Raw genomic sequence first — 10,009 nt, forward strand, 5'->3', positions numbered from 1 at the left:
GGGCGTGAAGTCCGAGCCACGCGACGTGCACAACGTTGCGGGAGGAGGCGGCGCATGAAGCCGGGACAACACACCCCCGAACTCGAGTCCTTCTACCACCTGGGGCCTGGCCCCCTGGGGACGCATGCCTGTCAGGGCACCGCCTGCTTCGTCGCGCGCCACCTGGATGCCGCGCGCTGGCGGCAGGCCACCTCGGGTGACACCCGCGTCTACTGCCTGGGCCAGTGCTACCGGGCGCCCTCCGTCACCGGAGAGGACGCCCGCCCGGAAGTCCACATCCGGGCGCCCCAGGCCATCACGCTGGGGCGCGTCGCCAGCGGTGGAGCCCGCGCCCTGCCGGAGGCCACCCGCCAGGGTGCATACATGGCCCTGGAGCAGGCGCTGTCCTCGCCCCCCGAGGCACTCATCGCGCAGGTGGAGCGATCCGGGTTGCGCGGCCGGGGAGGCGCGGGCTTCCCCACCGGGCGCAAGCTGCGCGCGGTGGCCGCCGCGCCCGGCGAGGAGAAGACCGTCGTGGCCAACGCGGACGAGGGCGACGCCGGAGCCTATATCGACCGCTTCCTGATGGAGGACGACCCCCACGCCGTGCTGGAGGGCCTGCTGCTGGCGGCGTACGCGGTGGGTGCCCGCCGGGTCGTCATCTACGTGCGCAAGGAATATCCGCTCGCGGCGTGCGTGCTGCACGTGGCCCTGCACGAGGCCCACCGCGAGGGCGTGCTGGGTCCACACATCCTGGGCAGCGCGTTCTCCTGCGAGGTCTCCATCGAGGTGGGCCGCGGCAGCTACCTGTGCGGTGAGGAGACGGCGCTGCTCAACGCGCTGGAGGGACGCCGGCCCTTCGTGCGGGCCCGGCCCCCCTACCCCGCCCAGGCGGGCCTGTTCGGCCAGCCCACGCTGGTGCAGAACGTGGAGACGCTCGCCAACCTCCCGTGGATTGCACGCCATGGCGGCGAGGCCTACGCGGCGCTGGGCATCCCGGGCAGCCGGGGCACGAAGGTGCTGTCGCTCAACTCGCTCTTCCACCACCCGGGGCTCTACGAGGTGGAGCTGGGCACGCCGGTGCGCACCGTGGTGGAGGAGCTGGGGGGCGGGCTGCGCACCGGACCGCTGAAGGGCGTCCTCATTGGAGGGCCGCTGGCGGGCATCCTCCCTCCTCACCTGCTGGACACGCCGCTGGGCTTCGAGGAGCTCCAGGCCGTGGGCGCCTCCGTGGGGCATGGCGGTATGGTGGCCTTCGACGCGAACACATCCATCGCCGCGCTGGTGCACCACGTCTTCTCCTTCGGCGCGTATGAGTCATGCGGAAGGTGCACGCCCTGCCGCCTGGGGGCGCGGCACGTCGAGCGGCTCTTCGCGCGCGTGCTGGACGCCGGCAGCGCTCCTCGTGCCGGCGCGGCGGACTGGGAGGAGGTCGCCGAGGCGCTGCGCCTCACCAGCCTGTGTGGACACGGCACCGGCCTGGGGGAGTTCGCCCGGAGCGTGCTGCGCCACTACCGGGAGGAGGTGGCGGCATGCTTCGCGTGATCATCGACGGGCAGGTTCGCGAGTGCGCGCCCGGCACCCTCCTGGAGGCGCTGGAGTCCCTGGGCATCTCCATCCCCGCGCTGTGCGACGACGCACGACTGACTCCCGTGGGCGCTTGCCGCACGTGCATCGTGGAGGTGGAGGGCTGCGCGCGTCCGGTGACCGCCTGCACCACGCCGCTGGCGGAGGGCATGTCGGTCCGCACGCGCACGCCCCAGGTGGAGGCGCAACGGAAGGTGCTGCTGCGGCTGCTGGCCTCCCAGTACCCGGCCGAAGCGGTGGCGCGCCATCCGGACAAGCCCTTCCACCGCGCGCTGCGCGAGTACGGCCTGGCGGACGAGGCGCGCGGCGCGCACCGTCCGGAGTCGCTGGACGACTCGCACCCGTACATCCACGTGGACATGTCCCAGTGCATCCACTGCTACCGCTGCGTGCGCATCTGCGACGACGTGCAGGGACAGTTCGTCTGGCGGGTGTGGGACCGCGGGCCCGAGACGCGCATCCTCCCGGACGGGCCCAGCCTGCGGGAGAGCTCGTGCGTCTCCTGCGGGGCGTGCGTGGACAGCTGCCCCACCGGCGCGCTGGAGGACCGCACGCTGCTGGACCGGGGCTGGCCGGAAACGTGGACGCGGACCACCTGCTCCTACTGCGGCGTGGGCTGCGAGATGGACGTGGGCACGCGGGAGGGCCGCATCGTCACCGTGCGGCCCTCGCGCGAGGGCCCGTCCAACCGGGGCCACCTGTGCTCCAAGGGGCGCTACGCCTTCGACTTCGTGACGGCGCCGGACCGCGTCACCGCGCCGCTGCTGCGCGAGGCGGGCGGCTGGCGGCGGGCCTCCTGGGACGAGGCGCTGGGCTTCATCGCGGAGCGCCTGCGCCGCCTGCGGGACACGCACGGCCCGGACGCGGTGGGCATGCTGGGCTCCGCCCGGGCCACCAACGAGGAGAACTACCTGGCGCAGAAGCTGGCCCGCCTGGTGCTGGGGACGAACAACGTGGACTGCTGCGCCCGCGTGTGCCACGCGCCCAGCGCCGCCGGGCTGAAGCGGATGCTGGGCACGGGCGCCTCCACCAACTCCTTCGAGGACGTGGAGCACGCGCGCACCCTGCTGGTTGCGGGCAGCAACGCCACCGAGTGCCACCCCGTCGTCGGCGCCCGCATCAAGCAGGCGGCGCTCCGGGGCGCGAAGCTCATCGTCATCGACTCGCGGCGCACGGAGCTGGCGCGCTACGCGGACGTGCACCTGCGCCCCCGGCCCGGCACGGACGTGCCGCTGCTCAACGCGCTGGCCCAGGTCATCGTGACCGAGGACCTGTGCGCCCCGGACTTCCTGCGCGAGCGCGTGGACGCCGTGGAGGACTTCCAGGCCTTCATCCGCGACTGGACGCCCGAGCGCGCCGCGCGCCTGTGCGAGGTGGACGCGGAGGACCTCCGGAAGGCCGCGCGCCTCTACGCCACGCACGGCCCGTCCATGATGGTGCACGGGCTGGGCATGACGGAGCACGTGCAGGGCACGGAGACGGTCATGGCGCTGGTGAACCTGGCGCTCCTGACGGGCAACCTCGGCGGGCCGGGCATGGGCGTCAACCCCCTGCGCGGGCAGAACAACGTGCAGGGCTCCGCGCACATGGGCTGCGAGCCGGGGCAGCTCACCGGCTACGTCCCCCTGGAGGAACACCGCGCCCGCTTCGAGGCCGCGTGGGGCGCTCCCCTGCCCTCCACGCCGGGGCTGGACCTGATGCAGATGATGGAGGCGGCGCGCGGCGGGCGGCTCAAGGCGCTGTGGGCCTTCGGCTACGACGTGCTGCTCACCAACCCGGGGGCGAACACCACGCGACAGGCGCTGGAGCAGTTGGAGCTGCTGGTGGTGCAGGACCTGTTCCTCAACGAGACGGCACAGGCCCTGGGCCACGTCTTCTTGCCCGCGTGCACCTCGTTCGAGAAGGACGGCACGTTCATGAACGGCGAGCGGCGCGTGCAGCGGGTGCGCGCGTCGCTTCCCCCCGCGGGGGAGTCCCTGCCGGACTGGGAGATCCTCTGTCGCGCGGCGCGCGCGCTGGGACACCCCGAGGGTTTCGCCTTCACCTCCCCGGAAGGAATCTGGGACGAGGTGCGGCGCGTGTGGCCCGTGGGCGCCGGCCTGTCGTATGCGCGCCTGGAGCACGGCGGCCTCCAGTGGCCCTGCCCCGACGAAGCGCACCCTGGCACCCGGGTGTTGCACACCCACGGCTTTGCCCTGGGCCCGCGGGCGGCGCTGCGCCGCATCGGCTACACGCCGTCACCGGAGGCGCGCTCGGAGGACTTCCCCTTCGTGTTGATGACGGGCCGGCGGCTGTATGGGTTCAACGCGGGGACCATGACGTCCCGCACGCCGCACGCGCGGCTCCAACCCGGGGACTGGCTGGACATGGCCCCGGCGGACGCGGAGCGGCTGGGGCTCCAGGAGGGCGCGCGCGTGCGGGTGCGCAGCCGGCATGGCGAGGCGGTGCTGCCCATGCACCGCGCGGAGGGGCTGCGGGCCGGCGAGCTCTTCACCACCTTCCACACCGCGGAGACCTTCATCAACGCCGTCATCGGCCCGCATCAGGATCCGTATACCCATACGCCCGGCTACAAGGTCACGGCCGTCCGGGTGGAGCCCGTGGAGTAGCCGGGTCGTGGCGTCGAGCGGCGCTCCGCTCGTGGCACCCTGCCCTCCGCCTCCCTACCCTCATCCTCGAGGGCCTGGGATCCCGGCCCGGAGGCGCCATGGCCGACTCACAGTCCCAGACCGCATTGAGCGCCCTGCGCATCGACCGCTCCGTCGCGCCCGTGAAGCGCCGCCGCAGACCGCGCTGGCTCATCTCCGCGGGGCTCCTGGTGGCGATGCTCGTCCTGGTGGCGGCCGCGGTGGCACGCCGCGCGCCCACCGTGCGCGTGGCCGAGGTGCGTGAGCCGCTTCCCGGCGAGCAGCAGACGGAGCTGTCCGCCTCCGGCTACGTCGACTCGCGGCGACGTTCGGTCATCGCGCCGCTCGTCGCGGGCCAGCTCGTGGAGGTCGCCGTGGAGGAAGGAGAGCCCGTGCGGCAGGGCCAGGTGATCGCCCGGCTGGATGACCGGGATGCCCGCGTGGTGCTGGATCGCGCCAGGGCTTCGGTGCGGGCCTCCGAGGCCCAGCTCGCCTCCTCCGAGGCCCAGGCCGTCAACGCGCGACGCACCACGCAGCGCACGCGCAACCTCGCCCGGCAGGGCGTCGTCCCCCGGGCCCAGCTCCAGGACGTGGAGACCGCGGGCCGCGCCACGCAGGAGGCCCTCAACCTGGCCCGGGCGCAGCTCGCCGCCGCCCGCCGGGCGAGCGAGGCGGCCCGCCTCCAGCTCTCGCACACCGTGGTGCGCGCGCCGTTCGACGGCACCGTGTCGAAGAAGCTCGCGAACGAGGGCGCGGTGCTCGCGCCGGCCGCCCTTACCGGCACCAACCTGGGCGGCATCGTGGAGCTGGTGGACCTGCACGCCCTGGAGGTCGAGGCCGAGGTCAGCGAGGAGCAGCTCTCGCGCATCCGCATCGGCCAGCCCGCGCTCATCTTCCTGGACGCCATGCCGGAGCGCGCCTTCCCTGGGACGGCGACCACGGTGCGCCCCGCCATCGACCGCTCCAAGGCCACCGCCACCGTGCTGGTGCGCTTCCAGTCCGTCCCCCAGGGTGCGCTGCCGGACATGGGCGCCAAGGTGTCCTTCCTCCGCCAGCCACTGCCTCCCGGGGAGCTGGACGCGCACGGGCAGCCCCCGCGCGTCCCCGCCAGCGCGGTGGTGCGCGACGCGAAGGGCGCGGCCGTGTGGGTGGTGAAGGACGGACGGACCACGCGCCAGCCGGTGCGCGTGGGCGAGCGCGTGGGCGACGAGGTGTCCCTGACACAGGGCCCGGGGGCGGGCACGCAGGTGGTGGTGGCCCCGGACCCGAAGCGCCTTCGCGACGGCCGGCGCGTGAAGGTGGAGGCGGGGAGCGGATGATCCAGGACGCGCGACCCGAGCTCCCGCCCCCCATGGTGCGCCTGAGGGGCGTGTCCAAGACCTACCGGCGCGGCACGGTGGAGGTGCCCGTGCTGGCCGCGGTGGACCTGACCATCGGCACGGGCGCCTTCGAGGCGTTCATGGGCCCGTCCGGCTCCGGCAAGTCCACGCTGCTCAACCTCGTCTCCGGGCTGGACCGGCCCACCACCGGCGTCGTCGAGGTGGCCGGCCGGGACCTGTCGGAGATGGATGACCGGGAGCTCAGCGACTGGCGCGCCGCCCACGTGGGCTTCGTGTTCCAGCTCTACAACCTCATCCCCGTGCTCACGGCGGCGGAGAACGTGGAGCTGCCCCTGTTGCTCACGCCGCTGACGCGCGGGGAGCGGCGCCAGCACGTGGCCGCGGCGCTGGAGCTAGTGGGGCTGGGCCACCGCGTGGGCCACCGCCCGCCACAGCTGTCCGGCGGCGAGCAGCAGCGCGTGGCCATTGCCCGCGCCATCGTCTCCGACCCGGACCTCATCATCGCGGACGAGCCCACGGGCGACCTGGACCGCAAGGCGGCGGAGGCCGTGCTGGATCTCTTCGGCGTGCTCCACCGGGACCTGCACAAGACGCTCGTCATGGTGACGCACGACCCGCACGCCGCGGAGCGCGCGGGCCGCGTGCACCACCTGGACAAGGGGGTGCTCCAGTGAACTACGTGGGGCTGGCGGGCCGCGACCTGATGCGAAACCCGCTGCGGCTGACGCTCACCGTCCTCGCGGGCGCGGTGGGCGTGACGGCCTTCATCTTCCTGAGCACCGTCGTCGACATGTTCTATTACAACGCGCGGGCCGCGCAGGTGGACCGGCTCATCGTCCGCAACAAGGTGTCCTTCACCCAGCCGCTGCCGCTGTCCTATTACGCGCGCATCGCCGCGCTGCCGGGCGTCACCGCCGTCACGCACCAGGAGTGGTTCGGCGGCACGCTGGGCGACACGCAGAAGGACTTCTTCGCCAACTTCGCCGTCGACCCGCACACCTTCCTGGACGTCTTCCCGGAGTTCATCGTCCAGCCCTCGCAGCTCGCCGCCTTCCGCGGTGACCCGTGCGGCGCGCTCGTGGGGGAGCGGCTGGCCCAGCGCTTCGGGTGGAAGGCCGGGGACCGCGTGACGCTCAAGGGGCAGCTCCACCCCGGCGACTGGACGTTCAACGTGCACGGCATCTACCGCGGCGCGCGCCCCGGGGTGGACACCACCGCGCTGGTGTTCGGCTACCGCTGCCTCAACGAGAGCGACCGGGTGACCGACGCCATGAAGGACAAGGTCGGCATCTACGCGGTGCGCGTGGACGACCCCTCGCGCTCGGCCGAGGTGGCGGCGGCCATCGACCACCTGTTCGACAACAGCCCGTACCCGACGAAGACGGAGAGCGAGAAGGCCTTCCAGCTGGGCTTCGTGGCCATGTCCTCGGCCATCGTCACCGCGGTGCGGGTGGTGTCCACCGTCATCCTGCTCATCATCCTGCTCGTCATCGGGAACACGCTGGCCATGGGCGTGCGCGAGCGCACCCGGGACATCGCCACCCTGCGCGCCCTGGGCTTCCGCCCGCGCACGGTGGTGGCGCTGGTGCTGGCCGAATCCTCCTTCATCGGCCTGTGCTCCGCGGCGCTGGGTGTGACGGCCGCGCCGGTGCTGGTGAACGTCTTCGCGAAGCTCATCGCCTCGCGGTTCGGCCCGATGCCGGACCACCTCACGCGCGGGCACACGCTCTGGGTCTCCGCGCTCGCGGCGGTGGCGGTGTCCCTGCTGGCGGGCGTGGGGCCGGCCCTGCGCGCGGTGCGGCTGCCGGTGGCGGAAGGCCTGAGGAGGGTGGCCTGAGCGATGGTTCCGCTCTTCTACAACACCCGCAGCCTGTGGGCGCGCCGGCTGTCCACCGGCCTCACGGTGGTGGGGCTGGGGCTGGTCGTCTTCGTCTTCTCCGCGGTGCTGATGCTGGCCAACGGCATCGAGTCCGCGCTCGCCTCCGGTGGGGACGCGTCCAACGTCGTCGTGCTGCGCAAGGGGGCCACCAGCGAGCTGGTCAGCGGGATGGAGCGGGACGCGGTGCGCATCCTCGCCACGGATCCCCAGGTGGCGTCCGGGCCGGACGGCATGCCGCTGGTGGCCGGGGAGCGGGTGGTGCTGCTGACGCTGCCCAGCGGCCGCACGCAGGCGATGAACACGTCGGCGCGCGGCATCAGCGCGGAGAGCTTCGCGGCGCGGCCGGAGGTCCAGCTCGTCTCCGGGCGCAGGCCCCTGCCGGGCACCAACGAGGTGGTGCTGGGCCGCTCGCTCGTCGGCACCTCGCCGGAGGCCACGCTGGGAGGGGAGCTGCGCTTCGCCCGGCAGCGCTGGCCGGTGGTGGGCGTCTTCGCCGCGCGAGGCGGCGCCTTCGAGTCCGAGGTGTGGGCGGACGCCATGCGCCTGGGCACGGCCTTCGGGCGCGAGGACTACAGCTCCGCGGTGGTGAGGCTGCGCTCGCCCGCGGAGGTGGATGCCTTCGTGAAGCGCGTGGAGGCCAACCCGCGCTTCACGCTGGAGGCCAAACCGGAGCCGGCGTACTGGGCGGACCAGGCCAGCGGGCTGGCCACCTTCATCCGCGTGCTGGGCCTCTTCGTGTCCTTCGTCTTCAGCGTAGGCGCGGTGCTGGGGGCGATGATCACCATGTACGCCCAGGTGGCGACGCGCGTCGCGGAGCTGGGGATGCTGCGCGCGGTGGGCTTCCGGCGGCGCAGCGTGCTGGCCAGCGTGGTGGTGGAGTCCGCCATGCTGGGCACGGCCGGAGGCGTGCTGGGTGCGCTGGGGGCGCTGGCCACGCGGTGGATCCACATCCGCACGCTCAACTTCCAGACGTTCGCGGCGGTGAGCTTCGGCTTCTCCCCCACCCCCGCCATCCTGCTGGGCGCGCTGCTGTTCGGAACGGCGATGGGGCTCCTGGGCGGGCTCCTGCCCGCGCTGCGCGCCGCGCGCCTGTCCATCCTGGACGCGCTGCGCGCCTGAAGGCCATGAGCCCCTCTCCCCAGCCACCGGAAGAGCACCACGGGCTCCCTGCCATGTGGAGCCGGGCGCTCCTGCTGGTGATGCTGCTCGCCGGACTGGCGCTGCTCGCGTCCTCGGAGGCGTTCCAGGCCCTGCTGCGCCGGGCCGTCGACGCGGCCGCGCCCGTCATCTCCACGCATCCCGTCTGGGGCGCGGTGCTCTTCGTCCTGCTCTCCGCCCTGTCGGCGATGCTGGCCTTCTTCTCCAGCGCGCTGCTGCTGCCGGTGGCGCTCCAGGCCTGGGGCAAGGCGGTCTGCGCGCTCCTGCTCTGGTTGGGCTGGATGCTGGGCGGCGCTTGCGCCTACGGCATCGCGCGCGCATGGGGCAGGCCCGTCATCCGCCGGCTCACCTCCGCCAGCCTGCTCGCCCGTTACGAGGAGCGCATTTCGCGGCGCACGCCCTTCGGCGTGGTGCTCCTCTTCCAGCTCGCGGTGCCTTCTGAAATCCCGGGCTACGTGCTCGGCCTCGCGCGCTATGGGCTGCGCCGCTATCTGGCCGTGCTCGCCCTGGCGGAGCTCCCCTACGCGGTGGGCACCGTCTACCTGGGCGCCAGCTTCCTGGAGCGGCGCACCCCCGTGCTGCTGGGACTGGGCGCGGCCGGCATCCTCGCCGGCCTGTGGGCCTTCCACCTGCTGCGCAAGCGCCTGGGTCCGCGGTCGCCAGCGGCCCGGAGGGGGGATGACGCCTCGTGACCTGCCATCGGTCGACAGTGGATCCCATCTTGTTCTGGAGGCCACGCTCACCATCGGGTGAGCCCGCCATGCCCGTCTCCGGCTCAAGTGGGGCAGACCATGTACTTCCAGGACCGTGTGGATGCGGGCCGGCGGCTCGCGAGGGGGCTGCTTGAGCGCGGGTACACAGGCGAGGACACGCTCGTCGTGGGGCTGCCCCGGGGCGGCGTCCCCGTCGCCTACGAGGTGGCGGCGGCGCTGGGGGCCCCCTTGGACGTCTGCGTGGTGCGAAAGATATGCGCGCCGGAATACCCGGAGCTGGGCCTGGGGGCGGTGGCGGAGGGAGGCGTCGTCTTCCTCAACCGGAAGCTGATGGATGAGATGGACCTCAGGGAGGACGACCTCCAAGGGGCCATCCGCCAGAAGACCGCCGAGGTGGAGGCACGCGTGGCGTCCTTCCGCCAGGGCACCGAGCCGACGCCGGTGGAGGGAAAGCGCATTCTCCTCGTCGATGACGGCATCGCGACCGGAGCCACCGTCCGGGCCGCGCTCCAGGGGCTGCGCGCGCGAAGGCCGGGGCGCATCGTCCTGGCGGTCCCCGTCGCGGCGACCCTGACGCTCAAGGAGCTGAGGCCGCTGGTGGATGACGTGGTGTGCACGTGCTCCATCCTGTCGATGTTCGCGATTGGCCGGTGGTACATCGACTTCAGCCAGGTGTCCGACTGGGAGGTGGTGAAGCTGTTGGCGCTGGCGCGGGGCACCTTCGAG

Annotated in this window: 8 protein-coding genes; all 8 read left to right on the forward strand. The window is 73.0% G+C overall.

Annotated features, from left to right (window positions below):
* Positions 1-54: 54 nt before the first annotated feature.
* Positions 55-1,524, forward strand: a complete 1,470-nt coding sequence (locus D7W82_RS21885) for an NADH-quinone oxidoreductase subunit F (RefSeq protein ID WP_199727804.1) — start codon at positions 55-57, stop codon at positions 1,522-1,524.
* Positions 1,512-4,175: a formate dehydrogenase subunit alpha gene (gene fdhF / locus D7W82_RS21890; RefSeq protein ID WP_120620204.1), complete on the forward strand. Its 2,664-nt coding sequence runs from the start codon at positions 1,512-1,514 to the stop codon at positions 4,173-4,175. Before D7W82_RS21885 ends, fdhF begins: the two co-directional genes overlap by 13 nt.
* A 98-nt stretch (positions 4,176-4,273) precedes the next feature.
* Positions 4,274-5,512, forward strand: a complete 1,239-nt coding sequence (locus D7W82_RS21895) for an efflux RND transporter periplasmic adaptor subunit (protein WP_120620205.1) — start codon at positions 4,274-4,276, stop codon at positions 5,510-5,512.
* Complete coding sequence (locus D7W82_RS21900; RefSeq protein ID WP_120620206.1) at positions 5,509-6,207, forward strand: ABC transporter ATP-binding protein; 699 nt, start codon at positions 5,509-5,511, stop codon at positions 6,205-6,207. Before D7W82_RS21895 ends, D7W82_RS21900 begins: the two co-directional genes overlap by 4 nt.
* A complete protein-coding gene (locus D7W82_RS21905) occupies positions 6,204-7,370 on the forward strand; it encodes an FtsX-like permease family protein (RefSeq protein WP_120620207.1) in 1,167 nt (388 codons plus the stop codon). The genes D7W82_RS21900 and D7W82_RS21905 overlap by 4 nt, the downstream gene beginning before the upstream one ends.
* Before the next feature lie 3 nt (positions 7,371-7,373).
* Positions 7,374-8,531: an FtsX-like permease family protein gene (locus D7W82_RS21910; protein ID WP_120620208.1), complete on the forward strand. Its 1,158-nt coding sequence runs from the start codon at positions 7,374-7,376 to the stop codon at positions 8,529-8,531.
* A 5-nt stretch (positions 8,532-8,536) separates the two neighbouring features.
* Positions 8,537-9,262 carry a TVP38/TMEM64 family protein gene (locus tag D7W82_RS21915; protein ID WP_233587849.1) on the forward strand — a complete coding sequence of 242 codons (726 nt, stop codon included), beginning with the start codon at positions 8,537-8,539 and terminating at the stop codon, positions 9,260-9,262.
* 99 nt (positions 9,263-9,361) lie between these two features.
* A partial coding sequence (locus D7W82_RS21920; protein WP_120620214.1) for a phosphoribosyltransferase occupies positions 9,362-10,009 on the forward strand: 648 nt, incomplete at its 3' end.

Origin of the sequence: Corallococcus sp. CA049B (assembly GCF_003611685.1) — a bacterium.
Classification (GTDB): Bacteria; Myxococcota; Myxococcia; order Myxococcales; family Myxococcaceae; genus Corallococcus; species Corallococcus coralloides.

Coding starts and splice junctions, on each gene's coding strand:
- D7W82_RS21885 (WP_199727804.1), top strand. CDS start 55: ATGAAGCCGGGACAACACACCCCCGAACTCGAGTCCTTCTACCACCTG.
- fdhF (WP_120620204.1), top strand. CDS start 1,512: ATGCTTCGCGTGATCATCGACGGGCAGGTTCGCGAGTGCGCGCCCGGC.
- D7W82_RS21895 (WP_120620205.1), top strand. CDS start 4,274: ATGGCCGACTCACAGTCCCAGACCGCATTGAGCGCCCTGCGCATCGAC.
- D7W82_RS21900 (WP_120620206.1), top strand. CDS start 5,509: ATGATCCAGGACGCGCGACCCGAGCTCCCGCCCCCCATGGTGCGCCTG.
- D7W82_RS21910 (WP_120620208.1), top strand. CDS start 7,374: ATGGTTCCGCTCTTCTACAACACCCGCAGCCTGTGGGCGCGCCGGCTG.
- D7W82_RS21915 (WP_233587849.1), top strand. CDS start 8,537: ATGAGCCCCTCTCCCCAGCCACCGGAAGAGCACCACGGGCTCCCTGCC.